Source organism: Sphingopyxis witflariensis, from assembly GCF_002205635.1.
Classification (GTDB): Bacteria; Pseudomonadota; Alphaproteobacteria; order Sphingomonadales; family Sphingomonadaceae; genus Sphingopyxis; species Sphingopyxis witflariensis.
Genome location: NZ_NISJ01000009.1, coordinates 41,795 through 67,595, shown reverse-complemented (window position 1 = coordinate 67,595; position 25,801 = coordinate 41,795). Strand labels below are relative to the sequence as shown.

Sequence of the window (25,801 nt, the reverse complement as noted above, 5' to 3'; positions counted from 1 at the left end):
CCGGTGCAATCATGGACAGTAGCACATATTTCGATGTCATCGTCGTCGGCGGGGGACATGCCGGGACCGAGGCTGCCGCGGCTGCGTCGCGCCTTGGCGCGCGCGTTGCACTCGTCAGTTTTGACCCCGCGCTGATTGGAACGATGTCGTGCAACCCCGCGATCGGCGGTCTCGGTAAAGGCCATCTGATGCGTGAGGTCGACGCGCTCGATGGCTGGATGGCGCGCGCAGCGGACAGGGCGGCGATCCATTACCGGATGCTAAATGCGTCAAAAGGCGCAGCGGTGCAGGGGCCGCGCATCCAGGCCGATCGGACGCTTTATCGCGATGCGATCCAGCAGATGCTCACTGCCGAAGATGGTATCACAGTGATCGCGGGCGAGGCGGCTGCGCTGAGATTGTCCGAGGATGGGGCGAAGGTCGAAGGGCTGGAGCTGAGCGACGGGACCGCCTTGGCGGCGCCGGCGGTGGTGCTTGCTACCGGAACTTTCCTCGGCGGACGAATGTTCCGCGGCGAGGAACGGATGGATGGTGGGCGCATCGGCGAGGCGGGCGCTCATAGGCTTGCCGAGCAATTGCGCGCTGCCGACCTGCCGATGGCGCGACTCAAGACCGGTACGCCGCCGCGGCTTGACGGGCGGACGATCGACTGGGCGCGGCTCGAGGAACAGCCGTCGGATGACGGCGACTGGACCTGTTCCACGTGGAACAGCGAGCGGACCGTCCCGCAGATTTTCTGCGCGATCACGCGCACCAACCCCGAATCGCATCGGATCATCGCCGACAATCTCGATCGATCTCCGCTTTTCACGGGCGCTATCGGGGCGGCGGGGCCACGCTATTGCCCGTCGATTGAGGACAAGATTCACCGTTTCGCCGACCGCGACGGGCATCAGATATTCCTCGAACCCGAAGGGCTCGACACCCATCTCGTCTATCCGAACGGCGTGTCGACCTCGCTGCCTGCGGATGTTCAGCTTGCGATGCTGCGAACGGTTGAAGGCCTTGAGGCGGTCGAGATTGTCGTTCCGGGATACGCGGTTGAATATGATCATATCGATCCGCGCGCGCTCGACCGAAGTTTGCAGCTGCGCGCGATCGGCGGGCTCTGGTGCGCCGGGCAGATCAACGGAACGACCGGATATGAGGAAGCTGCGGCGCAGGGGCTGATCGCGGGTGCCAATGCCGCGCTGGCGGTGCAGGGCCGCGACCCGCTGATTCTCGATCGCTCGCTGAGCTATATAGGCGTAATGGTCGATGACCTGGTCTTGCAGGGCGTGACCGAACCCTATCGCATGCTCACCGCGCGCGCAGAATATCGCTTGCGGCTCCGCGCGGACAATGCGGCGACCCGGCTTACCCCGATCGGGATTGAGCTTGGGCTGGTGCGTTCCGCAACGACTGCATTGTTCGCGGAACGGCAAGCGGCGCGGGCAGCGGCCGAAGCGTTGCTTGATGCCCCGGTCACGACGGCTGACTATGCCGTGCTGGAACTTATGCTGCCGGGCGACGGGGTGGCGCGGAAGCTGATCGATCTGTTGCGCTTCCCTGGGGTAACGATGGCGACGCTCGCCAAACTCGCCGCGGCGCTCGGCAGTATCGATAGCGCTATTCTTTCCGAGCTTGCCGAGGATGCGCATTACGCGCCCTATATAGCACGTCAACAGGCCGAGTTGCGCGCGCTCGCGGCGAATGAGGCGATCCTGCTCGACCCGGCGCTCGACTATAGCGCGATCGGCGGGCTGTCGCGCGAGATGGTTGAGCGGTTGACCAAGGCGCGCCCTGAGACGTTGGGACAGGCGGGGCGTATCGACGGTGTGACTCCGGCGGCACTCACTGCGATCATGGTTCATAGTCGGCGGCGGGCGGCGTGATCCCCTTAAGTGCTGTTGTTTTTGATAGGTCGCACGCGAAGGCACGAAGAGGGTAGGGGCTGACCTGATATCTTTGTGTCTTTGTGCGAGATATTCGCTTTGTTTGGCTGGGTTCCTTTTTGCGCCTTGGTGGGAGGTAAGTGGAGCTGGGCTGTCGCATCCGCTGGGAATGACGAAAGTGGTTTGAATCATGGAACGTGAATTGCTCGACAGCGAAGAGCGCGCGCGCGTCTGGATCGGTGAGACCTTCGCGCCGAGCTCGCGCCAATGGGAGTATCTCGAGCGTTTTGCCGAGCTTCTTATTGCCGAAAATGATCGGCAGAATCTGATCGCCGCGTCGACGATCCCGAATCTGTGGGTGCGCCATATTGCGGACAGCGCGCAGCTTTTGGCGCTGGATCAGCGCAATGGTGATGGGTTGTGGCTTGACCTTGGCAGCGGGGCCGGACTTCCGGGAATTGTCGTCGCGATCCTTAACGGCCGACCGATGGCGCTTGTTGAATCCCGCAAACTCCGGTGTGAGTTTCTGCGCGAGGTGATAGACGCGCTGCAAATCGGGCATGTTGAGGTGATTGAAGCGCCGCTCGAGCGGATCGAAACGCGCGCCGCGGCGACGATCAGTGCGCGTGCTTTTGCGCCGCTCGACAAGTTGATCGACTTATCCACGCGTTTTTCCACCGAATCGACGCGATGGCTGCTCCCTAAAGGGCGAAACGCAGTTAAGGAACTGGCGTTGTTGCCGCAGCCATGGCAGAGAATGTTCCACGTGGAACAGAGCCGCACCGACGCCGAGAGCCAGATTTTGGTCGGTACGGGACAGATTGGCGACAAACAGCGAGGAAAGCGATGATCCGCATTGCCGTGGCGAACCAGAAGGGTGGGGTCGGCAAGACGACGACCGCGATCAACCTGGCGACAGCGCTTGCGGCGACCGGCTGGCGGACGCTGATCATCGATCTCGATCCGCAAGGCAACGCCTCGACCGGGCTCGGGATCAAGCAATCGCAGCGCGAATATTCAAGCTATGAATTGCTGCGCGGTGACGCGACACTGGCCGAATGCGCGATTCCGACCGCGGTGCCGCGGCTCGATATCGTTCCCGCGACGGTCGATCTGTCGGGTGCCGAGATCGAGCTGATCGAGTTTCAGGATCGGCTTCACCGTATGCAACAGGCGCTGGCAGACGCCGAGGCAGGGCAATGGGACATTTGCCTGATCGATTGCCCGCCGTCGCTGGGCATGTTGACGCTCAACGCGCTGATCGCCGCCGAATCATTGATCGTCCCGCTGCAATGCGAGTTTTTTGCGCTCGAGGGGCTGAGCCAGTTGCTGACGACAGTCGAGCGTGTGCGCGAACGCTTCAATCAGAAATTGTCGATCCTTGGGGTCGCACTGACGATGTTCGATCGCCGCAATCGGCTGACCGATCAAGTATCCGACGATGTGCGCGAGGTGCTGGGTCCGGTGGTGTTCGAAACCGTCATCCCGCGTAACGTTCGCCTGTCGGAAGCGCCGAGCCACGGCTTGCCGGCGCTAATCTATGATCATCGCTGCGCTGGATCGGCCGCCTATATCGCCTTGGCGCGCGAGTTGATCGATCGACTCCCCAACGTTCGCAAGGCTGCATAAATGGCTGATAATAAAGATGAAACAAATCCTTCGGCAGCGCGTAAGCGCCCGTCGGGGCTGGGACGCGGGTTGAATGCGCTGTTCGGCGACGTCGCGGTCGAGGCACCGGTGCTGGCGAGCGCGGGAGGAGCAACGTCGGCTCCGGCGCCCGCTGCGGGCGACGCGGTGCAGCATGTTGCGATCGGGTCCATACGTCCGTTGCCCGGCCAACCGCGGCGCCATTTTGACGAGGCAGCGATCGCCGAGCTTGCCGATTCGATTTCGGCGCGCGGGCTTTTGCAGCCGATCATTCTCCGCCGCGCCCCCGATGGGCAAGGCTATCAGCTCGTCGCGGGCGAGCGGCGCTGGCGCGCAGCCCAGCGCGCCGGGCTGCACCAGATTCCCGCGCTGGTGCGCGAGTTCGACGATGCCGCGACATATGAAATTGCCCTGATCGAGAATATTCAGCGGCAGGATCTGAACGCGATCGAAGAAGCGGGAGCCTATCGTCGCCTGATCGACGATTTCGGCCATAGCCAGGAGGCGCTGGCGAAACTGGTCGGCAAGTCGCGCAGCCACGCCGCGAATTTGATGCGTCTGCTCGATTTGCCCGCGAGCGTGCAGACGATGGTTGGCGACGGATCGTTGATGATGGGTCATGCCCGCGCGCTGATCGGCGCCGACGGGGCCGAGGCGATCGCACGACGCGTCGTCAAGGAAGGCCTGTCGGTCCGCGCGGTCGAGGCGCTGGTGCGCACCGAAAAGGGCGGCGGGCGCAAGGCGCCGGTGGTTGAATCACCGGGGCCGAACCGTGACCCCGATATCGTGGCGGTCGAACGCCATTTGTCCGAACTGCTCGGCATCGGTGTCGCGATTCAATATGCGGGCGACGGCAAAGGCACGCTGGCGCTGAAATTCGGGTCGCTCGACCAACTGGACATGATCTGCCAGCGGCTGAGCGGCGAATCGATCTAATCGCGCTCGGGGAATCGCGGCGGCATTGACTGTGCGAACTGTCTCAAGCCGAGCCGTTGCGCGGAGAGAGGGCGCTTCGGGTTCTGGCTTATGCATGTGGTAAGTATATGATTTTTATGGGTAATCGCGCGAAATATGCGCCAACCCTTATTGTGTCATTAACCATGGTCGCTGGCAAAGGCTGAACTGCTCTCCCGCTAAAGGGGAGGCGAATGGGGTGGGATTTCCATTCGAACTTTGACTGTTCAAGGGACCAGAAAATATGCGCAACTTTGGAATGAAACGCGCCCTCGTTGGCGCGGCAATGGCTGTCTTCGCGATAAATGCGCCCACAGCGCACGCGGCATCGGCCACCGGGACGGCGAAAGCCAAGATCCTGCGCCAGATCACGCTTACCAACACCAGTGATCTCGAGTTCGCGACGATCATAAGCGGTGCGGCGGCCTCGACCATCGCGGTTTCGCCCGCCGGCGCGGCGACATGCGGTGCAAACCTGACCTGCACGGGAACCCCGACTTCGGCCGGATTCGACATCCAGGGCACGAACAATGCCGTGGTGCTTGTCGGCGGAGACAATGCGGTAACGCTGACCGGATCGCTTGGCGGTACGATGTCGGCGGCACTCAGCTATTCGGCGACGTCGGTCACGCTGGCGGCGGGTCCGGGCACGGTCGGCGGCAGCTTCCGCGTGGGTGGTGTGTTGAGCGTTGGCGCTAACCAGACGGCGGGCGACTATACCGGGACATTCAGTGTTACCGCCAATTATCAATAGCTTGTGGGGGAGGCTGGCGGGCTTTTGAGTGCGCCTGTCGGGAAAATGGGGTCGTCGGACGCAGGTCTGGCGACCTCATTTCTTTCCGCAGACGAGCGCAGTTTTTATGGTTAGCCAAATATCAACCATGTTGGTGCAGACAGGATGCGACCAGCGGCGCGGTGGGGACCACGTCGGATAACGCCATTGGCACGACGAAAATCGTGCCGCAAACGATTGTGGGGATCGTATCCATGTTGCGCATTTTCAGGGCTTTTTGCCCGTTTCTGGCGGCTGCGCTCGGCGTAGTTGCTTTGCCGGCCTATGCTGCGGGGGACTTGCTCGTCGCCCCGACGCGCGTCATTCTCGACGGATCGCGCGGGACCGAGGTGGTGCTGAACAATATCGGCACCGAAGCAGCAACCTATCGCATCAGCCTTGAGATCAAGCGGATGACCGCTGAAGGCGGGCTCGACGAAATTGCCGAAGCCGATGCCAGTTCCGCGGAGAAAGCCGCGCTGGGCATGATCACTTTCAGTCCGCGCCGTGTCACCTTGCCGCCGAACCAGCCGCAGGTAATTCGCGTCGGGGTGCGCGTTCCCGAAGGTGCGCCGCCCGGCGAATATCGTGCGCATATGTTGTTTCGCGCCGTGCCCGATACGGTCGCGGCGACCGAGGCGGCCAAACCCGTGGGTAGCGGTGTATCGATCGCGCTGACCCCGATCTATGGCATCACCATACCGGTGATCGTCCGCGTCGGCGACCTGGGCGCCGATGCGATGATCGGAGAGGCGTGGATCCGCGAGACGGCCGATGGGCCGACGTTCGACTTCGATCTCGCGCGTACCGGAAACCGATCGGTTTATGGCGACGTTGAAGTGACGCGGCCGGGGGTGGCCGAGCCGTTGCTCGTCGCGCGCGGCATTGCGGTTTATCCCGAGGTGACGCAGCGCACGGTGTCGCTCCGCGTTCCGCCCGAAGTAGCGGCGAAGCTGAAAGGACCACTGCGCATTCGCTATAGCGAGGATCGTGAAATTGGCGGCGGGACGATCGACGAGGTCGACCGGATGATGAAATAGGCCGCCGATCGAGCGGCTGGGACTGTGCTGACGGCGGCCCTCAAAGAATGGAAACCGGCGATCTTGGCCGCGCTGGCGCTGGCGGGGCTTGTCCCTTCCGGTGCTCAGGCCGTAGAAAAACGGCCCATTCCGGTGATTTCTGTCGCCGATTGGACACCGAATGAGGACGACAGCTGGTTGTTCGACCTGCGCTCGGGCTCGTATCGGCTCGGCGACGGGGTGCGCGGCTATCAGACTCCGCAGGGTGTGTGCGTTGACATGGCCGATATGGTTCTGGCGCTCGATCTGGCGGTGCGCGTCGACAAAAAGTTGCGCCGCGCAACGGGATGGGCGTTCGATGAGCGCCGCAATCTGCTGATTGACCGTGATGCGGGCACGGTGCGTGTCGGGAGCCGGAGCTTCGGCCTTTCTCCCACAGCGATTCGCGATACGCCCGCAGGCTGGTGTGTCGATCTTGCGGAATTGGGCCAGTGGCTGGGTGTCCCGATCATCGCCGACCTGCCGAATTCGGTGCTGCGCATCGACACGAAGGAGCCGCTACCTTTCCAACTCGCCGCCGAGCGGCGTGCGCGCGCCGCCGGGCTGCGGCCGAAGGTATCATTTAATCTTGCGAGCCTGCCGCAAGCTTCCCTGCCCTATCGGGGCTGGGCTACCCCTTCAGTCGATGTCGTCGCTTCGGCCGGTTTCTTGTCGGATAAGCGCGGTGAATCCTCAGCCCGGGCGCGCTTCGAGCTTTTTGCGGCCGGCGAAGTTCTGGCACAGAGCTTCGACGCGCGGCTATCGTCCGACGACAAGGGCGCACCCAACAGTCTGCGCCTTCGGCTTTATCGCACCGATCCCGACGGACGGTTGCTCGGTCCGCTCAAGGCGACCCATTATGCCGTCGGCGATATCGGTCTGCTGTCGACGGGGATCGTCGCCGGATCGGTGGCCGGGCGGGGGATGGTCGCGACGAATCGGCCGGTTGGTCTCCCCGACCGTTTCGATACGACGAGCTTTCGCGGCGATTTGCCGGCGGGTTGGGATGCCGAACTGTATCGCAACGGGCAGTTGCTGGCGTTTGCCAGCCCGAACGGCGACGGACGTTATGAATTTCTGGACGTACCGTTGCAATATGGATCGAACCGGTTCGAGATTGTGATGTACGGCCCGCAAGGTCAGGTGCGGCGCGAAATCAGGCAGTTGCAGGTCGGCATGGATTCGATCCCGCCGCAAAAGACCTGGTATTGGGCGGGGATAGCGCAGGAAAATGCCGATCTGGTCGAATTTGGCGACCGGCGCCGCGGAGCGTATCGGCGCGGCTGGCGGGGGACGCTGGGGATTGAGCGCGGGATAGACCTGCGCACGTCGGTTGCGGGCTATGTCCACAGCCTGATGATCGAAAATGTCCGGCGCAACTATGGCGAAGTCACGCTGCGCCGGGCGATCGGGCCAACCTTGCTTGAGGTTGCGGGCGCCTATGCCGATGATGGCGGCGCGGCGCTCCGCGCAAGTTGGCTTGCGGCCTTTGGCGAAACCTATGTCCGCGCCGACGCGATGCGCGGATGGGGAGGTTTTGTCTCCGATCGCTTTATCAACCATATCCATGGCGTCTATTCGCTGTCGGTCGACCAGTCGGTGACGCTGGGGCGAACGGTGCTGCCGTTGCATTTCGATCTGCGTCACGTCGATCGCACATCGGGGGTGCAAAGTCTGGAGGCCACAGCGCGCGCGTCGGCGAGTGTTCGCGCGCTGACCTTTACCGGGCAGCTCGACTGGGCGCGGACGAGCGTGCCGGTGGGGCCAGATCCGCCCGCCAATATGACCGCGAGCCTGCTCGCCAATGCCCGGATCGGGCGTGTCCGCCTGCGCGGGGAGGCGCGCTTTGCGCTGTCGGGCGACAATGCGGATACGCGGATGACCGTCATCGGCGAATGGGCGGGGAAGGGCGATGCCGAATGGCGTGCAGAGGCGGGTTATGACCGCGGGCTCAATCGCGCGCGCGCGGGCGCGGGATATACGCGCCGTTTCGATAAGGTGCAGCTGAGCGCTTTCGGCGAGGTCGCAAGTGACGGATCGGTCGCGGCGTCGTTGTCGCTTGCCTTCAGCTTTGGCCCCGACCCACGCGGTGGTGGCTGGCGCTTGGCGAGTGAAAAGCTCGCGAGCCGGGGTCAGGTGGTAGCCGACGTGTGGATGGACGAGAATGGCGATGGAATCCGCCAGCCGGGTGAGGCGGCGTTGCCCGGGGTTTCGCTGACTGCAGGCAACGCCTTTGTGGACGCCGCGACGGGAAAGGACGGCCGTGCGACGATCGACGGGCTGGAGCCGTTTCGTGCGGTGATGATCGGGGTGGACGCCGGTAGCCTGCCCGATCCTTATGTCCAGCCCGCGCTCCCCGGAATCGTCGTCACTCCGCGTCCGGGCATTGCGATCAAGGTCGCGTTGCCGATGACCGTGGCGGGAGAGATTGAGGGGGTCGTGATGCGCGATGGTGGCAATGCGATCGAGGGGCTGAGCCTTGAACTGGTCGATGCCGAAGGGCGGGTACGCGCGACGACGTTAAGCGAGTTTGATGGATATTTTCTGTTCGAAAGCGTGGTTTACGGGCGCTATACGGTGCGGCTGGGGCGGGCGTCGGCGTCGGCGCTGCGGCTTGACCCGGGGTTTGCACTGGGGGCGGTGCCGGGCAAGGCGAACCCGCGCGTGCGGCTGGGGACGCTGGCGCTGAAGTCGTTGCGGGGCGATGTTGCGATGCCCGCTGGCGGGGGAAACAGCGTATCTCGACTGGCGGGTGCCGGATCGCCCTGATCTGCGGCCAATTGAGGGCTTTGGGGACATATTGTCCCGTTGTGTCGGGCTCTACCCGGTACCCACTGTTTTCTTCGATGCAAGCCGACCTCGGACTAAGTCCGGGGTGACGATAAGGGAATGGCCGTTTTGGGGTGGGAAGCTGACATAAAGATCCTCCCTGTCGCGCAGCGATGGGGAGGGGGACCGCCGCGAAGCGGTGGTGGAGGGGCCGCGACGTCAGCGCCCATAGCCCCTCCGTCAGCCCTTCGGGCTGCCACCTCCCCATGCCTGCGGCACAGGGAGGATCGAATGGCCGCAACGGGTCGGTTCCAGTCATCCGTCACCCCAGACTTGACCCGAGGTGCAGCGACATTGGTGCGAATGGATCCGGGATCAAGTCCGGGATGACGAGGGAGGATAGGTCGTCTCCTGGTACCGCCGTCATCCGGGCCTGAAAGCCATCGCTGCGCCGTTCATGCAGTAGCGCTTGCCCGTGGGCTTCGGCCCGTCGTCGAAGATATGGCCAAGATGGCCGCCGCAGCGTTTGCAATGGACCTCGGTGCGCGCATAGCCGAGGTCATGGTCGGTCGATGTTGCGATTGCGCCCTTGAGCGGGGCCCAGAAGCTCGGCCAGCCGGTGCGGCTGTCATATTTGGTTTTGCTCGAATAGAGCGGTAGCGCGCAGCCCGCGCAGCGGAAGGTGCCGGCGCGCTTTTCCTTGTCGAGCGGGCTGGTGAAGGGGCGCTCGGTCGCTGCTTCGCGCAACACGCGATATTGCAGCGGCGAGAGGCGCTTTTTCCATTCGGCGTCGGAAAGCCGCCAGCCGGGTTCGGCCTGCGGTCGGCCCGATCTGGCGAAGAGCATGGGCGCGCCGATAAAGGCGGCGCCCAGTGCGAATCCGGCAATCAGGTGGCGGCGGTCGATCATCAGCGATCCTTGCCCTTTCGATACGCCGCCACCCTGCGCCGCGACCCAGCGGTCGTCAATATTTCTCGATCTGCACGGGGATTGTGCGGAAGCCGTGGACGAAGCAGGCGTGGACGCGTTCGGGGATGCCGACGACGTTCACGCGCATCCGCCGCGCTGCCATTTCCTCGAGCAGGATGCGCAGCTGCAATTCGGCGAGACGCGCACCGACGCAGCGGTGGACGCCATAGCCGAAGGACAAATGTCGGCGGGCATTGTCGCGGTCGAGCTTGAGCGCGTCACCATCGTCGAACACGCTTTCATCGCGGTTTGCCGACAGATACCAGAGGATGATCTTGTCCCCCTTTGCGATCTTGTGCCCGAACAGCTCGGTATCTTCGAGCGCGGTGCGGCGCATATGCGCGAGCGGAGTCTGCCAGCGGATGATCTCGCTCACCGCATTGGGGATGAGCGACGGATCGGCCTCCAGCTTTGCCCGCTGTTCGGGGAACAGGTCGAGGCCATAGGCGAGCCCCGACATGGTGTTGCGCGTCGTGTCGTTGCCGCCGACAATCAGCAGCACGAGATTTCCAATGAACTCATATTTGTCCATGTGGCTCATCGCTTCGCTGTGCAGCATCATCGAGAGCAGGTCGGGAGTCGGCGGCTGGTTCGCCTTTTCCATCCAGATTTTCTGAAAATAGACGAAGGCTTCTTCGAGTACCGCGCGGCGCTGTTCGCGAAGTTCGGGTTTTTGTGCGAGTTCGACATCGCCCATCCAGTCGGACCATTCGGACAGCTTGCGACGGTCTTCCCACGGGAAATCGAACAGGATCGCGAGCATCTGCGTCGTCAGCTCCATCGACACGCGGTCGACCCAGTCGAACTCGGCGTCCCAGGGCAGGCTGTCGAGTACCTCGCCGGTGCGGCGGCGAATATCTTCGGACAGGCGCGTCATTTCGGCGGGGGTGAAGGCAGGGGCGACGGTGCGGCGCTGGTCGGTGTGTTGCGGCCGGTCCATCGCGATGAACATCGGCAGGCGAAACTCTTCGGCCTCGTCGCGGTCGAGAATGGTGATCCCGCCATATTCCCACGACGAGCTGTAAATGTCGGGCAGCGCCTCGACATGCTGGATCGCCTGGTGACTCGATATGTTCCAATGGGGACCGTGGACGCTGTCCTCGACCTTGTAAATGCCGCCCATCGCGCGCAGCTCGGCAAAAGGCTGTTGCCAGCGATCCTCGGAATAGATCGCGGCGGGGCTCATATCATAGGGGTCGGTGGTCACTTGGGGCTTGGCTGCGGTCGCCATCGGGGACATCCTCTCTCTGCTAGACTCGCCGCAGCGTTTGCCGCCGTCGGCTCGATCAGTTGCAGAATGCCACTGTTGACAGCTTTGTCAATGACGCTGGGACAAGCTGGCCTCTCCGTCCGCCGCCGCGCGCGACCGCCGCCAGAATTTCCAGCCGCCGCCGCTGTTCAGCACCCCGGCGCGGAACAGCCGTACCGACAGGAAGATGACGATTGCGACCCAGATCGCCTGCCAGCCGAGCGCGAGAAGATGCACCGCCCTAGCTTCGTCGGTCGCCGCGCGTGCCGCCATCGCAAAGGGCGAGGAGAAAGGGAAAATTTGCGCAAAGCGTGCAAGATTGCTGCCCGGCGCGCCTGCCGCTGCGGCCGACAGGCTGAACATTCCGACCTGGAAAATGGTGATCGGCAGGCTGAGCATCTGAATCTCGCGCACCGTCGCCGCTTGGGCGCCGACACCCAGGAAGACCGCGCCGAGCAACAGGAAGGCGAGGAGGAAATAGCAAAATCCGACGCCGAGAAAAAAGGCCCAGCCGCTGGCCGGTGCGGCGGTCAGGGCGATCGCGGGCTTGCTCGCCGCTCCGGCGGCGGCGATGGCCGCGGGATCGATCTGTGTCGCGAAGGCGAACCCGCCCGCGACCGCAACACCGCCCCAAAAGGCGATGAAGAGAATCGCGACCCCGAGCATACCGAGCAGCTTGCCAAGAAACACGCTTTCGAGCGGAACCGCCGCGGCGAGGATTTCGATGACCTTATTGCCCTTTTCCTCGGCGAGCGAGCCGACGGTCTGGCCGGCGAGGAGGAGGGTAAGGAGGAAGATTGCAAAGACTGCGGCGAAGCCCATCGACTGCTGCGCCGCGATGCTGGTTCCGCCGCTCGCAAGATTCTCAAAGCGCGGGGTGATCGGTGGGGCTGCGCCGGTGGTGCGAGTCCGCAAAACCTCGCTCGCGAGCAGGGCGAGATAACGGCCGGCGCTGCTGTCCGGCTCGCGTTCGACGATGCGCGGGGTGGCGAGCGGGCCGCTCAGCACCGCATAAGTGTCGCTGCCCTTTTCGCGCGCGATGGCGACGGGGTCGGCGGGGACCGGCCCGGCAACGCGCAGCTCGAGCGTTGCGGGTGGGCGACCGAAGGCGGTGCGCAGCCGTGCATCGGCGTCGCGCGCCGCCTCGATGTCGGACGCATCGATCACCGCGACGATCCGGCCCGCGCCCCGCGCGCTGTCGGCGAGCTGCGACGCGCCCATGCCGCCAAGCGCGCCGACCGCGAGCATGAACAAGGGCGCGAAGAGGAAGAGGAGGAAGGTCGGCGTCGCGACGATCGAGATCAGGTCACGGCGCGCGACGACGAACATGCTGCGCAGAAAAGGGGTCATGCCAGCGCCTCCTGCACCGCGTCGCAGGTCGCATCGGCGGCGAAGCCCGCATCCACCTGACGGACGATATGGACGAAGGCGTCGTGGAGTGCGGGGCGGGTGATCGACAGGCCGGTGACGCCATGGCCGCTGGCGGTGATTCGCGAGAGCAGGGGTTCGACATCGGCGTCTTCAATCGCGAAATGCCAAGCGTCGCCGTGCCGTTCGGCGGTAGCCGGCAGGATTGCGGCGATTCCCGCAGCATCGCGGCTGTCGCGCGGGGTATAGCGCACCTGCATCGGCAATAGCGCGCGGGCTTCATCGACCGTGCCTTCGAAGCGGCGCTGCGACCGCGCGATGATCGCGATCCGGTCGCACAGGCGCTCGGCGTGCGCCATGACATGGGTGGAGAAGAGAATCGTTGCGCCACGGTCGCGCTCGCGCTTCACCAGCAGTTCGAGCCGTTCCTGATTGACCGGGTCGAGCCCCGAGAAAGGTTCATCGAGGACGATCAGGTCGGGGGCATGAACGATTGATCCGATCAGCTGGACCATCTGCGCCATGCCCTTCGACATTTTGCGGATTTTCTCGTCGATCACGCGTTCGAGACCAAGTTCGGTCATGAAGGTCGCGGCGCGGCGGCGTCCCTCGCGCCAGTCGAGGCCGCGCAGCGCGCCCATGAAGGCGATCGCTTCGCGTGCTTTCATGCCGGGATACAGTCCACGTTCTTCGGGCAGATAGCCGATGCGGTGGCGCACCGCCTGCGGCCGCTGATCGCCGAAGAGGCGGCTGCTGCCTGCGTCGGGGTCGATGATTCCCAACATCATGCGCAGCGTCGTCGTCTTGCCTGCACCATTGGGGCCGAGGACGCCGTAGATGCTGCCCGTCGGCACTTCGAGCGACACATTGTCGACCGCCTTGAAGGCGCCGAAATATTTGGTGAGGCCTGTCGCCTCGACGCTATAATCGCTCAAACCCCGGTCCCCGATCATTGCACGTGCAAACTATGGCACGGACAAGCGCTTGGCGTATAGAGCGCCAATGGTTGCGAACCCCTTGCCCTCGCCGGAAACGTCATCGCTGGAACAGCGGCTTGCCGATGTCGCGCGCACGCACGGCTTTGTCGCGTTCGGCATCGCCGATGCCGATGCAGCGCCGCAGACTGCGGCGCGGTTGGGCGAATGGCTCGCCGATGGGTGCCATGGCGACATGATCTGGATGGAAAGCCGCGCGGCGCAGCGCGGCTCGCCCAAGGGGCTGTGGCCTGAAGTGCGGTCGGTGATCGCTTTGGGCATGAGCTACGCGCCGACGCACGACCCGCTGGCGCTGGCGGAGCATGCGACACATGGGCGAATCTCGGTCTATGCGCAGGGCGCCGATTATCATGACGTCGTCAAAAAGGCGTTGAAGGCGGTCGCGCGCTGGCTGGTCGCTGAAGTGAAGGATGCCCAGGTCAAGGTGTTCGTCGACACCGCGCCGGTGATGGAAAAGCCACTATCGGAGGCTGCGGGGCTCGGCTGGCAGGGCAAGCATAGCAATTTGGTCAGTCGCGACCATGGCAGCTGGCTGTTTCTGGGGGCGATTTACACGACGCTCGATCTGGCATCGAGCCAGCCGGGGCGCGATCGTTGCGGCAGTTGTTCGGCGTGCCAGGATGCGTGCCCGACGCAGGCGTTTCCCGCACCGTACCGCGTCGATGCGCGGCGCTGCATCTCTTACCTCACCATCGAGCATGACGGGCCGATTCCGGTCGAGTTTCGCCGTGCGATCGGCAACCGCATCTATGGCTGCGACGATTGCCTCGCGGTGTGCCCGTGGAACAAATTCGCCGACACGGCGGCGCGACACCGCGCCTTCCTGCCGCGGGCCGAGCTGGTGGCGCCGTCGCTGGGCGATTTGCTGGCGCTTGATGACACCGAGTTTCGCGCAATATTCTCGGGATCACCGATCAAGCGGATCGGGCGGAACCGGATGGTGCGCAATGCCGCGATCGCAGCAGGCAACAGCGGCGATGCGCGCTTCCTGCCGGTGCTTGAGCGGCTGGCTGCGGATGAATCGGATATGGTCGCCGACGCCGCGCGATGGGCGCTCGCCGAACTGGCGCTATGACGCCAGCTAGCGTCGCAGCGTGTTGGCGCAGCCGTTGACTTCGGCATCGCGACCGTCGGGGGTGCGGGCGTCGACATGGGTGGCTACCGGGGCGGCGCCGGCGCGCGCGGCATAGAAATAAATGTCGAGGGTGCAGGCGGTGCCGGCGAATTGCAGCTTGCGGCCGGCACCCTCGGCGACGTCGAGGCGCGGTTTGCCGAACATCTGACCGATCGCGTCGGCGCTGTTGCCGATCAGATTGTTATTCTGTACCGGCTTGACGATCGTCGGCGGCGGCGCGGTGGCGCGCGGCGGGGTTGCACGCGGGATCGCGGCGCCCGAGCAGCCCGCGAGTAGGAAGGCGAGCCCGACACTCGCCTTCAGGCGCCAGTCTTGCGTTATCGGGTTTCGAATCATGATAGGCCCCGCTTTTCGTTGTCGCTACGCAGATGGAACAGGTGGACGGCCATAGCGGCGCTGAGGATGGGCGCCAACAAATTGGCGACGGGGACCAGGAAGCTTGCGGCAGACAGCAGGCCGAGCGACCAACGCGCCGACCGGTCGAGTCGCGGCCGGGCGGGGTGTCGCGCGCCAATCATCGCCTCAAGATCGCGGCCCAGTAGGACGGCGTTGACCGCCAGCGCGAGCAATACCGTGCCGACTCCGGTTACGAGCAACAGGATATAAAAGGGCATCGCGATCAGGTTGCCGACGATCACGCGTGCGAGGGATGCCAGCGCCAGCATGATGTTTTGACGCCATCCGACCTCGACCGCGCTCTGCGCGGCGCCCGGATAGTGGCGCTCTTCGATATCGGCGACGATTGCATCGGCGAAGAGGCCGACGACGACGATTGCGACGGTACGAAAGAGCAGCCAGCCACCCGCGATCAACCCCAGCGCGATAAGGATGCCCGCCATGTCGAGGCCGCTGCCATCCAGCCATCGGCCCTGTTCGAGCCCCCATCGCGCGGCGAAGAAGATTGCGGCGCCGCTGGCGGCGAGAAGCAGCAAGGTAAGCGCGAGGCTCAGCGCGAGAATACGAAGCACGCGCGGGTGCGGCAAATCCTTGAGCGCGAGGAGAAAAGCGTGGACGGTGCGGGTCATTTACAGGGGATGGCGCGGGGGGACGGCCTGCGTCAAGCGCCGCGCTTGCCTTGATGCGCCGCCATCCCTAAAGCCGCGCGCAATCTTTTCCCTCACCGACAGGAATTTTCATGGCCTCCACCGCCCGTTTCGACGTTGTTGCCATCGGCAATGCGATCGTCGATGTCATTGCCCGCGCCGATGATGCGCTCATCACATCCGAAGGCCTGACCAAAGGGTCGATGCGGCTGATCGATGCCGAAGAGGCGGAGCGTCTATATAGCGCGATGGGCCCGGCGATTGAAATGTCGGGCGGTTCCGCAGCGAATACCCTCGCGGGCATGGCTGTGCTGGGCCAGCGCTGCAGCTTTATCGGGCAGGTCGCTGACGATCAGCTTGGGCATGTGTTCACTCACGATCTGCGCGCGTTGGGTGTCGCCTATGAAACCCCGCCGCTGGCCGAAGGCGCGCCGACCGCGCGCTGCCTGATCCTCGTCACCCCCGACGGACAGCGGACGATGAACACCTTCCTCGGCGCGAGCCATCTGCTCGAACAGGCGATGATCGACGAGGCGTGGATCGCCGATTCGGAAATTCTCTATCTCGAGGGCTATTTGTGGGATCCCGAACTGTCGCGCGCAGCGATGCGCCGTGCGATCGACGTGTCGCGCGCAGCGGGGCGCAAGGTCGCCTTCACCCTGTCCGACGCCTTTATCATCGATCGCCACGGCGCCGATTTTCGCGCGCTGATCGCCGAGGGACTGTTCGACATCCTGTTCGCGAACGAGGTCGAGATTTGCGCGCTCGCTGAAACCGAAGATTTCGAAGCCGCCGTGGCGAGTGTCGCGGCGCAGGTGCCGCTGCTCGTCGTAACACGCGGTGCGCATGGCGCAATCGCGCTAACCGGCGGCGTGCGGACCGAAGTCGGCGCCGAGCCGATCGACGAGGTCGTCGACACCACCGGCGCAGGCGATTTGTTCGCGGCGGGTTTCCTGTCGGGTCATGCTCAGGGGCGCTCGATGACCGATTGCCTGACGATGGGCGCGGTATGCGCGCGCGAAATTATCGCGCAGGTCGGTCCGCGGGCGCAGACCGATCTCAAGGCGAAGATTGCCGCGCGTCTGGCGTAAGATTCTATAGTCATCCCGGCGATACCGGGATGACTAGCTAATCCGCCGCAGCCTCTTCAGGATGTTTCTTGAACAGCGCGCGGTCGGCGGGGCCGAAACCGCGGGTCCAGATCAGCCAGGCATAGATGCCGAGGATCACCGGAACGCCGATCAACAGTTCGGCCCATTCGGGAAGCTGGGTGGCTCCCCAGCCGAGCACTGCGGCGCCCGCGGTGGCCCAGACGAGCGCCCAGCGCAGGCTGTTGACCGGGGTGCCGAGCAGGCGGCCGAGCAGCCACGCCTTGGTGACGGAAGCGAAACCCAGCGCGAGCATCAGCGCCAGCGCGACCGCGGCGGCATAGGTGATGGGCGGCCATCCCATCGATTTGGCGATCAGGATCAGCGCAACGCTGAAAATCGCCTGCAGCGCGAGCGTCGCGAGGCTGATCAGCAGATTGCGATGGCGCGCGACATAGACGAGCGCGGCTTCGCTGACGACTGCGGTCGCCGCGACGACCTCGGCGGCGAGCAGGAAGGCGAGCGCTGCGGTGCCGCTGACGAATTCGGGGCCGACGAGGCCCATCACCGCTTCGCCCGGGATACCAAGCGCGAGCGCGACGCCGGTTTGCGCAGCGATAATCCAGAAACCGACCTGACTCACTTGGGCGGCTACGGCGTCGAGACGATTTTCGGCGAGGTTGCGGGTGATGACGGGGCCAAGGATCGGCTCGAAGCTGGTCTTGAGCTTCTGCGGCAGCGACGCGACCTGCTGCGCCATATAATAAATGCCGTAGATCGTCGGCGAGGTGAACTGGCCGAGGATGAACAGATCGAGCCGGCGCGTCCCCCATTCGATCGCATCGGCGGCGGCCAGCGGGGCGTTCCGCCGTGCGACTGCGATCAGATGCGCGGGGTGCGGCCGCCACACGCCGGGGCCGCCATAATGGCGGATCATCGGCCAGAGCGCGGTCAGGAAGGCGCCGACCATCGCGGCGGCATAGGATAGCATCAGCCCGTCGCGGACCGACACGAACCAGAATCCGGCGGCGGCGATGCTGATCACCCACGGTTCGACGATCGCCCGCGCGCGCACCGTCGCGCCGATATCGAAGCGATAGGCGCAGGCGGCGAGCGCGACTTCGGCGCCCGCGATGGCAAAGACGAGGAACGCCATCCAGCGGTCGGTGCTGTCGATCCCGCCCGCAGGGTACATGAGTTCCGGCAGGAAGAAGAGGATCAGCGATCCGAACGCCGAAGCGAGGAAGGCTACGAATATGCCGTCCCATACGACGATGCGATGATCGGCCCCGGGGGCGCTCAGCTGTTCGGCGAGGCCGCGTTTGAGGCCGAGTGTCGCGAGCTGCGCGACCAGTTCGATGACGAGCACGGCAAAGGCGAAGCGCCCGACCGCCTCAGGCCCGTACCAGCGGCCGGCAACATAGAGAAAGGGCAGGCGCGCGATGAGGCGCAGGATGAATCCGAAGAAATTGGTGCGTCCGCCCTTTGCCAGCGCCGCGGTGTCGGCGTCGCGCGGCGGGGTGTCGGGTGATGAGGGCGCGGCTGCGCTGTCCGTCTGGCTCAAGCCTTGCGCCCCTGCTGCTGCACCCGGAAGGGCAGTCTAGCTTGGCGTGTGGGGGCAGGCAATTGAATGTGTATCGTCTGAATAAGCATCGTCACCGGCCCTCGGGTCGCAGCGGGCGGCTGAGCAGCGCCTGAACGGCATCGCTCACGCGGATCTCTCCCGCGACGAGGCGGGCGACGGCGTCGGTGATTGGCATGTCGATGCCATCGGCGCGCGCGGCAGCTGCAACGACGGGCGCGCTGAATGCCCCCTCGGCGACGGTGCGGCGGTCGGCCATCAGCGTTGCGGCGGCTTCGCCGCGACCCAGGCCCTGGCCGAGCGAGAAGTTGCGCGAATTGGATGAGGTGCAGGTGAGGACGAGATCGCCGAGCCCGGCGAGCCCGGCGAGGGTTTCGGCCTGCGCGCCGCGCGACAGGCCAAAGCGCGTCATTTCGGCAAAGCCGCGGCTGATCAGCGCGGCGCGGGCGTTGAGCCCGAGCCCGGCGCCGTCGACGATGCCGCAGGCGATCGCGAGGATATTCTTGACCGCGCCGCCGATCTCGGCGCCGATGACGTCGGTTGAGACATAGGGGCGGAAATGCGGCCGCGCGAGCGAGCCCGCGATTGCGGTGGCGATATCGGGGTTGGCGGCGGCCAGCGTGATTGCGGTTGGGAGCCCGGCGGCGACCTCATGCGCGAAGGTCGGTCCCGACAGCACGGCATGCGGCCGTGATGTCGCGATGTCGCGCGCGATGTCGATCGGGAAAGCGAAGCTGCCCGCCTCCATCCCCTTGCTGCAGAAGATCAGCGGCGCGTCGCCCGCAGGAAGATCGGCGAGGACCGCGCGCAAATAGGGGACGGGGACGACGATGAGCAGCGCGTCGCATGGCGCGAGGTCGGCAAGGTCGGCGGTGGCGGTCAGCGAGGGCGACAGCGCGCTGTTCGGCAAGAACAGGGGATTGCGATGTTCGGCGTTGATCGCCGCGACGACCTCTTGCTCGCGCGCCCAAAGGCGGACGGGGGCGCCCTCGGCGGCTAGAAGCTGCGCGAGCGCGGTGCCCCAGGCGCCGCCGCCGACGACGCCGAAACGCGAATAATGTGACGTCATGCTTTCACTCCGGCGCCGCGCACGGCTTCGGCTTCGGGGTCGAGCGGCCAGCGCGGGCGGGCAGCGACCGACAGCGGATCGGTGAGCCCGGCGGCGAAACGCTCGGCGCCCGCCCAGGCGATCATCGCACCATTGTCGGTGCACAGCCACAAGGGCGGCGCGACAAACGGCTTGTCGAAGCGCGCCGCGAGTTCGGTGAGCGCGCCGCGAATCGCGCCATTGGCGGCGACTCCGCCCGCGACGACGAAGGCGGTGGCTTCGGGGCAGGCGGTCAGTGCGATGCGGCTGCGATCGACGAGGCAGTCGACGACCGCCTGCTGGAATGAGGCGGCGAGGTCGGGGACGCTATGCGCGCCCGACACCGATGCGCGCGCGACAGCGCTTTTGAGTCCGGCGAAGGAGAAATGCGGTTCGGCGCTGCCGATCAGCGGACGCGGAAGCGGCACGGCGCGCGGGTCGCCCTGCTGTGCGATGCGTTCGACCGCGGGGCCGCCGGGATAGCCGAGACCGAGCAGCTTGGCGGTCTTGTCGAAGGCTTCGCCCGCGGCGTCGTCGATCGTGGTGGCAAGGCGGCGATAGTCGCCGACGCCCTTGACGAGCAGCAGCTGGCAATGGCCGCCCGAGACGAGCAGCAGCAGATAGGGAAATTGCAGCTCGGGCGCGACCAGCCGCGGCGACAGCGCGTGACCCTCGAGATGATTGACCGCGATCAGCGGCTTGTTCGCCGCGTGCGCGAGCGCTTTGCCGGTGACGAGCCCGACCATGACGCCGCCGATCAGGCCGGGACCGGCGGTCGCGGCGATCGCATCGACATCGGCGAGCGTGAGACCGGCGTCCTGGAGCACGCCTTCGACAATCGGCGCGAGGCGGTCGACATGCGCGCGCGCGGCGATCTCGGGAACGACGCCGCCATAGGGGCTATGTTCGGCCTCTTGCCCCGCGACGCGGTGCGCGAGGACGCGCCGATCGCTATCGACGAGCGCCGCCGCGGTTTCGTCGCAGCTCGATTCCAGGCCAAGGATGATGGTCATAATGTTGCGGGTTCCTTACGCGCGTAGAGCGCACGGGGGCAAGCGGCGGATGAATGAGAAGCTGCGCGCAGAGGCGCTATATCCGTCGCCCTCGCGAAAGCGGGGGCCGTCATCGGCCTACGCAGCGCGGGCTGGGCAAGGCTGCCAGCGGCCCCCGCTTTCGCGGGGGCGACGGGTATGTCTGCGGCGGTTCCCAGAATCCCCTGTCTTTCTTTTCGCGCGCGCAAGCCCTAGCAGCATCGCATGACCGATCTTCCTACTGCTGAAAACCCGCTGCGCATCGGCACGCGCGCGTCGCCGCTCGCGCTGGCACAGGCGAATATGGCGGCTTCGGCGCTGATTGCGGTGCATGGTATCGCGCCCGACACGCTGCAAATCGTCCCGATGACCGCGACCGGCGACCGTATCCAGGACCGCGCGCTGGCCGAGGTTGGCGGCAAGGCATTGTGGACGCGCGAGCTCGACGCGGCGCTCGACGCCGATGAAATCGACATCGCGGTTCATTCGCTGAAGGACGTCGAAACGCTTCGCGATCCGCGTTTCGCGCTCGTCGCGATGCTCGAGCGCGCCGATCCGCGTGACCGGCTGGTCGTGCGCGAAGGCGTGGATGCCGTGAGCATCGCCGACCTGCCCCATGGCGCGCGACTGGGGACGAGCAGCCCGCGTCGCGCCGCGCAGGTGAAGCGGCTGCGCCCCGATATCGTCACCACGCTGCTGCGCGGCAATGTCGCGACGCGGCTGGGCAAGCTCGCGGCGGGTGATGTCGATGCGACCCTCCTCGCCGCCGCCGGGCTAGACCGGCTGGAAATGTTCGACATCGGCGCGGTGCAGGGCGCCGACCTGTTGCTGCCCGCGGCATCGCAGGGCGCGATCGGGATCGAATGTCGGTCCGACGACGATAAAGTGCGCGCGCTGATCGCGGCGATCGATCATACGCCGACCCATGTCGCCGTCGCTGCTGAGCGCGCTTTTCTGGCGGCGTTGGGTGGCGATTGCCGCTCGCCGGTTGCGGCCTATGCGCATTTTCGTGCCGACGGATCGCTGCGCCTCGATGCCGAGATTTTTTCGGACGATGGCGCCGAACATGCCGCGGGGCATGTGCTGGTGACCGGCGCGGGCGACGCCGGGGCGCTGGCGCACCGCCTGCTCGATGAGGCGCCCGAAGCGGTGCGGCGCCTGTTTTCGGCATGAGAGCTGGCTTGCCGCTGATCGTCACCCGCCCCGATCCGGGCGGCGCGGCGACGGTCGGGCGGGCAAAAGCGCTGGGGCTTGATGCCCATTATTTGCCGCTGTTTACGGCGGCGCCCCTGGCCTGGACAGCTCCTGCGATAGAATGTTTCGACGCTTTGCTTGTGACCAGCGCGCAGGCGGCCCGCCTCGCGGGCCCCGATCTTGCGCGACTGGCGTCGCTGCCCGTCTATGCTGTCGGGTCGGCGACCGCGGCTGCGCTGGAGGCTGCGGGGTTGCCCGTTGAAATGACTGGATCCACCGACGGGCAAGACCTTCTTGGCACCATGACGTCGCGAAATATCCACAATATATTATGGCTTTGCGCGCGCGACCGGTCGATATTCGATACGCTGGGCGCGACGCTGGTGCCGCTCCCCTGCTATGCGGTCGATCCGATCGATCCCGCACCGGAGTGGGGGCAGATGATCGCTGCGCCGGCGGTGCTGCTCGCGCATTCGACGCGCGGCGCGGCACGGATTTCCGAGCTTGTCGGCGGATCTCGTGCGCATTTACGGCTCGCCGCGATCAGCCCGAAGGTCGCGGCGGCGGCGGGTGCGGGCTGGGCTGCCATAGGGGTTGCCGAGCGCCCCGACGATGCGGCATTGTTGGCAGAGGCGCATGCTTTGTGCCACAAGGGCCAAAAATAGGGTCGTTCGAAAGAGACATATGGCAATCGATACTATCGACACGTCCTCGCCAGCGGATGGTGTGGCCCCGAGACGGGGGCTTTCCTTCCGCGCCCTCGCCATCGGTGCCTTCATCCTGGTGCTGATCGGCATTGCCGGCGGCGGCTGGGCGATGAACCGCTGGCTCACCGATAAGAATGCAGAGACGGCAACGAAAGTCGCCGACGCGTCCAGCGGCGGCGCGGTGGTGGTGGCGGGCGATCCGGCGAGTGGCGGTCAGGTCCCGCTGGTTGTCACGCCGGTCGATGGCGCCGACGCGCTCGCGGCGCGGGTGGCCGACCTCGAACAAAGATTGTCGCGCATCACCCTCGAGGCAGCATCGGCGTCGGGCAATGCCTCGCGCGCCGAAGGGCTGCTGGTCGCCTTTGCGGTGCGCCGTGCGATCGATCGCGGGTTGTCGCTTGGCTATCTTGAGGCGCAATTGCGGCTGCGCTTCGGCGACGATCAGCCCAATGCGGTCAAGACGATTATCGAAACCTCGCGCGAGCCCGTAACGCTTGAACAATTGCGCGCCGAACTCGACGCACTGTCGCCCCATCTGGTCGGACGGAGCGAGGGCAGCGGTAGCCTGTGGACCGGTCTGCGCCGCGAATTGTCCGAATTGTTTGTCGTGCGGCCTGCGGGAACGCAATCGCCGCGCGCATCGGAACGACTTGAGCGAGCACGCCGCTATCTGGCGGGCGGGCAGGTCGACAAGGCGATCGAAGAGGTACAGGCGATGCCGGGCGCGGCTGCTGCGAATGACTGGCTGATCGATGCGCGCCGCTATCATGAAGCGCGGCGCGCGCTTGACCTGATCGAGACCGCGGCGATATTGGAGCCACGCGACAGTCCCGCTGCCGCAATGGCCCGCAAAGAGGCCGAACCGACACCATAGCGTGCGTCCCGGGAGGGCTGCTCGCCGCAGAGAAAGCTCACCGATATGGCCCACGCCGATGAACAGCGCATCGAGGCGCTCGATCCGTTCGACCCGTTGCAACTCGATGCCGAACTCAGCGAAGAAGAGCGGATGGTGCGCGATACCGCGCGCAGCTACGCCGAAGCCGAACTGCTGCCGCGCGTCACCTCGGCCTTTCTCGACGAGCGTTTCGATCGCGAGATCATGCGCGAAATGGGCGCACTCGGGCTGCTTGGCGCGACGATCGACCCGAAATATGGCGGCGCGGGGCTCAATTATGTCAGCTACGGGCTTATCGCGCGCGAAGTCGAGCGCGTCGATTCGGGCTATCGTTCGGCCTGTTCGGTGCAAAGCTCGCTCGTGATGCACCCGATCAACGCCTATGGCAGCGAAGAGCAGAAGCAGCGCTTCCTGCCCGGGCTCGCGTCGGGCGAACTTATCGGCTGCTTCGGCCTGACCGAACCCGATGCGGGCAGCGACCCGAGCGGCATGCGCACCCGCGCCGAGAAGATTGCGGGCGGATACCGCCTCAAGGGCGCGAAAATGTGGATCACCAACTCGCCGATCGCCGATGTTTTCGTCGTCTGGGCGAAGTCCGACGCGCACGACGGCGCGATTCGCGGCTTCCTGCTCGAAAAGGGCATGAAGGGTCTGTCGGCGCCGAAGATCGAGGGCAAGGTGAGCCTTCGCGCATCGATCACCGGCGAGATTGTGATGGACGGGGTCGAAGTCGGCGAAGATGCGCTGCTTCCCGAAGTGTCGGGGCTCAAAGGCCCCTTCGGCTGTCTCAACCGCGCGCGTTACGGCATTGGCTGGGGCGCGATGGGCGCCGCCGAATTCTGCTATGAGGCGTCGCGCCAATATACGCTCGACCGCAAGCAGTTCGGGCGTCCGCTCGCGGCGAACCAGATCGTCCAGCTCAAGCTCGCCAACATGCTCACCGAAATTGCATTGGGGCTGCAAACGGCGCTGCGCGTCGGCCGGTTGATCGACGAAGGTCGGCTCATTCCCGACGCGATCAGCCTGCTCAAGCGCAACAATTGCGGCAAGGCGCTCGATATCGCCCGCGTCGCGCGCGATATGCACGGCGGCAACGGCATTTCGGCCGACTATCATGTGATCCGCCATGCGGTGAATCTCGAGACGGTGAACACCTATGAAGGGACGCATGACGTCCATGCGCTGATCCTCGGCCGCGCAATCACCGGCATCCCCGCTTTTGGCTGAGGCACCGGCGGGCTTCGGGCCCACGCCGCTGGCGGGAATCCGCGTCGTCGAACTGGCGCGGGTTCTCGCGGGGCCATGGTGCGGGCAATTGCTCGCCGACCTGGGCGCCGAGGTGGTCAAGGTCGAGCGCCCCGGCGTCGGCGACGACACGCGTAGCTGGGGCCCGCCCTTCATCATGGGCGACGATGGCGCGAATCTGGGTGCGGCCTATTATCACAGCACCAATCGCGGCAAGTCGGGGGTTGCGATCGACATTGCGACCGCCGAGGGGCAGGCTGAGGTCCGTGCGCTGATCGCCGATGCCGATGTCGTCATCGAAAACTACAAGCTGGGCGGGCTCGCCAAATATGGGCTCGACCCGGCGACGCTTTGCGCCGATTTTCCGCAGCTGATTGTCTGTTCGATCACCGGCTTCGGACAGACCGGCCCCTATGCCCACCGCGCGGGCTATGATTTCATCATCCAGGCGATGGGCGGCGCGATGTCGCTGACCGGCGAACCCGATGGTGCGCCGCAAAAGGCCGGAATCGCCTATGCCGATGTCTTCACCGGCATGTATTCGACTGTCGCGATTCTTGCCGCCTTGCGACGCCGTGACGTCACCGGAAAGGGCGCGCATATCGACATGGCGCTGCTCGATTGTCAGGTCGGGGTACTCGCCAATCAGGCGGCCAATTATCTGGCGAGCGGGGTGTCGCCGTCACGCATGGGCAATGGCCACGCCAATGTCGTGCCCTATCAGGCGTTCGCGACCGCCGACGGCCAGTTGGTGATCGCGGTCGGCAATGATCGCCAGTTTCACAAGCTGTGCACGATATTGGGCGAGCCCGGCTGGGCCGAGGACGCACGCTTTGCGAATAATTCGGCGCGGCTCGCGAATCGGCGCGAATTGATTCCGATGCTGGCGGCGAAGATCGCGGGGTGGGACGCACAGCCCTTGTCGGATGCGCTGGAAGCCGAGGACGTCCCCGCGGGACCGATCAATGACCTCGCCGGGGTGTTTGCCAATCCGCAGGTTCAGGCGCGCGGGATGCGTTTCCGCCCCGATGGTGCATTCGTCGACGGGCTCGCGAGCCCGATCGTCATCGACGGCGAGCGGATGGTGGCGCCGACGGGCGCACCGCCGCTGGCGGGTTGATCGCACTTGGTCGTAGTTT

The 25,801-nt window shown here is 65.2% G+C and carries 23 protein-coding genes; 14 read left to right on the top strand and 9 right to left on the bottom strand.

The features are described from left to right. Positions 1-11 precede the first annotated feature (11 nt). The 7 genes from mnmG (at position 12) to CDQ91_RS15325 (ending at position 9,074) form a co-directional block, all read left to right on the top strand. Positions 12-1,874, top strand: coding sequence for a tRNA uridine-5-carboxymethylaminomethyl(34) synthesis enzyme MnmG (gene mnmG, locus CDQ91_RS15355; RefSeq protein ID WP_088473609.1), 1,863 nt, complete (start codon positions 12-14; stop codon positions 1,872-1,874). Between the two features lie 190 nt (positions 1,875-2,064). Next, complete coding sequence (gene rsmG, locus CDQ91_RS15350) at positions 2,065-2,724, top strand: 16S rRNA (guanine(527)-N(7))-methyltransferase RsmG (RefSeq protein ID WP_088473608.1); 660 nt, start codon at positions 2,065-2,067, stop codon at positions 2,722-2,724. Continuing rightward, positions 2,721-3,503, top strand: a complete 783-nt coding sequence (locus tag CDQ91_RS15345) for a ParA family protein (protein ID WP_088473607.1) — start codon at positions 2,721-2,723, stop codon at positions 3,501-3,503. The genes rsmG and CDQ91_RS15345 overlap by 4 nt, the downstream gene beginning before the upstream one ends. Continuing rightward, positions 3,504-4,457 carry a ParB/RepB/Spo0J family partition protein gene (locus tag CDQ91_RS15340; protein ID WP_088473606.1) on the top strand — a complete coding sequence of 318 codons (954 nt, stop codon included), beginning with the start codon at positions 3,504-3,506 and terminating at the stop codon, positions 4,455-4,457. A 262-nt stretch (positions 4,458-4,719) separates the two neighbouring features. Continuing rightward, a complete protein-coding gene (locus tag CDQ91_RS15335) occupies positions 4,720-5,229 on the top strand; it encodes a DUF4402 domain-containing protein (RefSeq protein ID WP_088473605.1) in 510 nt (169 codons plus the stop codon). Between the two features lie 233 nt (positions 5,230-5,462). After that, the gene (locus CDQ91_RS15330) at positions 5,463-6,287 is read left to right on the top strand and encodes a fimbrial biogenesis chaperone (RefSeq protein ID WP_088473604.1); all 825 of its coding nucleotides are present in this window, start codon (positions 5,463-5,465) and stop codon (positions 6,285-6,287) included. Positions 6,288-6,350: 63 nt separating this feature from the next. Beyond that, positions 6,351-9,074, top strand: coding sequence for an MSCRAMM family protein (locus CDQ91_RS15325; protein WP_237246010.1), 2,724 nt, complete (start codon positions 6,351-6,353; stop codon positions 9,072-9,074). A 423-nt stretch (positions 9,075-9,497) separates the two neighbouring features. Here CDQ91_RS15325 and msrB read toward each other — a convergent pair whose 3' ends face one another. The 4 genes from msrB to CDQ91_RS15305 all read right to left on the bottom strand — a co-directional run bounded on the left by msrB (position 9,498) and on the right by CDQ91_RS15305 (position 13,613). Continuing rightward, the gene (msrB, locus tag CDQ91_RS15320; RefSeq protein ID WP_088473603.1) at positions 9,498-9,983 is read right to left on the bottom strand and encodes a peptide-methionine (R)-S-oxide reductase MsrB; all 486 of its coding nucleotides are present in this window, start codon (positions 9,981-9,983) and stop codon (positions 9,498-9,500) included. 55 nt (positions 9,984-10,038) lie between these two features. Beyond that, positions 10,039-11,274: a cytochrome P450 gene (locus tag CDQ91_RS15315; RefSeq protein WP_088473602.1), complete on the bottom strand. Its 1,236-nt coding sequence runs from the start codon at positions 11,272-11,274 to the stop codon at positions 10,039-10,041. Positions 11,275-11,361: 87 nt separating this feature from the next. Then, entirely contained in the window at positions 11,362-12,642 is a 1,281-nt protein-coding gene (locus CDQ91_RS15310) for an ABC transporter permease (RefSeq protein WP_088473601.1), read from the bottom strand. Beyond that, positions 12,639-13,613: an ABC transporter ATP-binding protein gene (locus tag CDQ91_RS15305; RefSeq protein ID WP_088473600.1), complete on the bottom strand. Its 975-nt coding sequence runs from the start codon at positions 13,611-13,613 to the stop codon at positions 12,639-12,641. The genes CDQ91_RS15310 and CDQ91_RS15305 overlap by 4 nt, the downstream gene beginning before the upstream one ends. A 49-nt stretch (positions 13,614-13,662) precedes the next feature. Between CDQ91_RS15305 and queG the strand changes: the two genes are divergently transcribed. Then, the gene (gene queG / locus CDQ91_RS15300) at positions 13,663-14,730 is read left to right on the top strand and encodes a tRNA epoxyqueuosine(34) reductase QueG (protein WP_088473599.1); all 1,068 of its coding nucleotides are present in this window, start codon (positions 13,663-13,665) and stop codon (positions 14,728-14,730) included. A 6-nt stretch (positions 14,731-14,736) separates the two neighbouring features. Here the strand turns inward: queG and CDQ91_RS15295 are convergent, their stop codons facing one another. Both CDQ91_RS15295 and CDQ91_RS15290 read right to left on the bottom strand, forming a co-directional pair. After that, on the bottom strand, positions 14,737-15,126 hold the full coding sequence (locus CDQ91_RS15295; RefSeq protein ID WP_237246009.1) for a hypothetical protein: 390 nt from the start codon (positions 15,124-15,126) through the stop codon (positions 14,737-14,739). Next, positions 15,123-15,815: an EI24 domain-containing protein gene (locus tag CDQ91_RS15290; protein WP_088473598.1), complete on the bottom strand. Its 693-nt coding sequence runs from the start codon at positions 15,813-15,815 to the stop codon at positions 15,123-15,125. Before CDQ91_RS15290 ends, CDQ91_RS15295 begins: the two co-directional genes overlap by 4 nt. Before the next feature lie 110 nt (positions 15,816-15,925). Between CDQ91_RS15290 and CDQ91_RS15285 the strand changes: the two genes are divergently transcribed. Then, a complete protein-coding gene (locus CDQ91_RS15285; protein WP_088473597.1) occupies positions 15,926-16,924 on the top strand; it encodes an adenosine kinase in 999 nt (332 codons plus the stop codon). A 37-nt stretch (positions 16,925-16,961) separates the two neighbouring features. On the opposite strand, the gene CDQ91_RS15280 is transcribed toward CDQ91_RS15285, so the two are convergent. From CDQ91_RS15280 to tsaD, 3 genes are all read right to left on the bottom strand, one after another. Beyond that, on the bottom strand, positions 16,962-18,485 hold the full coding sequence (locus tag CDQ91_RS15280; protein ID WP_174688513.1) for a lipopolysaccharide biosynthesis protein: 1,524 nt from the start codon (positions 18,483-18,485) through the stop codon (positions 16,962-16,964). Positions 18,486-18,576: 91 nt separating this feature from the next. Then, entirely contained in the window at positions 18,577-19,572 is a 996-nt protein-coding gene (locus CDQ91_RS15275; protein WP_088473596.1) for an NAD(P)H-dependent glycerol-3-phosphate dehydrogenase, read from the bottom strand. Continuing rightward, on the bottom strand, positions 19,569-20,603 hold the full coding sequence (gene tsaD, locus CDQ91_RS15270) for a tRNA (adenosine(37)-N6)-threonylcarbamoyltransferase complex transferase subunit TsaD (protein ID WP_088473595.1): 1,035 nt from the start codon (positions 20,601-20,603) through the stop codon (positions 19,569-19,571). Before tsaD ends, CDQ91_RS15275 begins: the two co-directional genes overlap by 4 nt. A gap of 243 nt (positions 20,604-20,846) precedes the next feature. On the opposite strand from tsaD, the gene hemC reads away from it, so the two are divergent. The 5 genes from hemC to CDQ91_RS15245 are packed head-to-tail and all read left to right on the top strand — an operon-like array spanning position 20,847 to position 25,782. Then, the gene (gene hemC / locus CDQ91_RS15265) at positions 20,847-21,794 is read left to right on the top strand and encodes a hydroxymethylbilane synthase (protein WP_088473594.1); all 948 of its coding nucleotides are present in this window, start codon (positions 20,847-20,849) and stop codon (positions 21,792-21,794) included. 8 nt (positions 21,795-21,802) lie between these two features. Further along, positions 21,803-22,480, top strand: a complete 678-nt coding sequence (locus tag CDQ91_RS15260) for a uroporphyrinogen-III synthase (protein WP_237246008.1) — start codon at positions 21,803-21,805, stop codon at positions 22,478-22,480. 19 nt (positions 22,481-22,499) lie between these two features. Further along, positions 22,500-23,396, top strand: a complete 897-nt coding sequence (locus CDQ91_RS15255) for a mitofilin family membrane protein (protein ID WP_088473592.1) — start codon at positions 22,500-22,502, stop codon at positions 23,394-23,396. A 45-nt stretch (positions 23,397-23,441) separates the two neighbouring features. After that, the gene (locus CDQ91_RS15250) at positions 23,442-24,644 is read left to right on the top strand and encodes an acyl-CoA dehydrogenase (protein ID WP_088473591.1); all 1,203 of its coding nucleotides are present in this window, start codon (positions 23,442-23,444) and stop codon (positions 24,642-24,644) included. Next, the gene (locus CDQ91_RS15245) at positions 24,637-25,782 is read left to right on the top strand and encodes a CaiB/BaiF CoA transferase family protein (protein WP_237246007.1); all 1,146 of its coding nucleotides are present in this window, start codon (positions 24,637-24,639) and stop codon (positions 25,780-25,782) included. The genes CDQ91_RS15250 and CDQ91_RS15245 overlap by 8 nt, the downstream gene beginning before the upstream one ends. Positions 25,783-25,801 lie beyond the last annotated feature (19 nt).

What these genes read in the sequence shown, in the direction of transcription:
- hemC (WP_088473594.1), top strand. Translation starts at nt 20,847, where the DNA reads ATGACCGATCTTCCTACTGCTGAAAACCCGCTGCGCATCGGCACGCGC.
- CDQ91_RS15335 (WP_088473605.1), top strand. Translation starts at nt 4,720, where the DNA reads ATGCGCAACTTTGGAATGAAACGCGCCCTCGTTGGCGCGGCAATGGCT.
- CDQ91_RS15340 (WP_088473606.1), top strand. Translation starts at nt 3,504, where the DNA reads ATGGCTGATAATAAAGATGAAACAAATCCTTCGGCAGCGCGTAAGCGC.
- rsmG (WP_088473608.1), top strand. Translation starts at nt 2,065, where the DNA reads ATGGAACGTGAATTGCTCGACAGCGAAGAGCGCGCGCGCGTCTGGATC.
- CDQ91_RS15330 (WP_088473604.1), top strand. Translation starts at nt 5,463, where the DNA reads ATGTTGCGCATTTTCAGGGCTTTTTGCCCGTTTCTGGCGGCTGCGCTC.
- CDQ91_RS15290 (WP_088473598.1), bottom strand. Translation starts at nt 15,815, where the DNA reads ATGACCCGCACCGTCCACGCTTTTCTCCTCGCGCTCAAGGATTTGCCG.
- mnmG (WP_088473609.1), top strand. Translation starts at nt 12, where the DNA reads ATGGACAGTAGCACATATTTCGATGTCATCGTCGTCGGCGGGGGACAT.
- queG (WP_088473599.1), top strand. Translation starts at nt 13,663, where the DNA reads ATGGTTGCGAACCCCTTGCCCTCGCCGGAAACGTCATCGCTGGAACAG.
- CDQ91_RS15315 (WP_088473602.1), bottom strand. Translation starts at nt 11,274, where the DNA reads ATGGCGACCGCAGCCAAGCCCCAAGTGACCACCGACCCCTATGATATG.
- CDQ91_RS15295 (WP_237246009.1), bottom strand. Translation starts at nt 15,126, where the DNA reads ATGATTCGAAACCCGATAACGCAAGACTGGCGCCTGAAGGCGAGTGTC.
- CDQ91_RS15305 (WP_088473600.1), bottom strand. Translation starts at nt 13,613, where the DNA reads ATGATCGGGGACCGGGGTTTGAGCGATTATAGCGTCGAGGCGACAGGC.
- CDQ91_RS15250 (WP_088473591.1), top strand. Translation starts at nt 23,442, where the DNA reads ATGGCCCACGCCGATGAACAGCGCATCGAGGCGCTCGATCCGTTCGAC.
- tsaD (WP_088473595.1), bottom strand. Translation starts at nt 20,603, where the DNA reads ATGACCATCATCCTTGGCCTGGAATCGAGCTGCGACGAAACCGCGGCG.
- CDQ91_RS15345 (WP_088473607.1), top strand. Translation starts at nt 2,721, where the DNA reads ATGATCCGCATTGCCGTGGCGAACCAGAAGGGTGGGGTCGGCAAGACG.
- CDQ91_RS15275 (WP_088473596.1), bottom strand. Translation starts at nt 19,572, where the DNA reads ATGACGTCACATTATTCGCGTTTCGGCGTCGTCGGCGGCGGCGCCTGG.
- CDQ91_RS15255 (WP_088473592.1), top strand. Translation starts at nt 22,500, where the DNA reads ATGGCAATCGATACTATCGACACGTCCTCGCCAGCGGATGGTGTGGCC.
- msrB (WP_088473603.1), bottom strand. Translation starts at nt 9,983, where the DNA reads ATGATCGACCGCCGCCACCTGATTGCCGGATTCGCACTGGGCGCCGCC.
- CDQ91_RS15285 (WP_088473597.1), top strand. Translation starts at nt 15,926, where the DNA reads ATGGCCTCCACCGCCCGTTTCGACGTTGTTGCCATCGGCAATGCGATC.
- CDQ91_RS15310 (WP_088473601.1), bottom strand. Translation starts at nt 12,642, where the DNA reads ATGACCCCTTTTCTGCGCAGCATGTTCGTCGTCGCGCGCCGTGACCTG.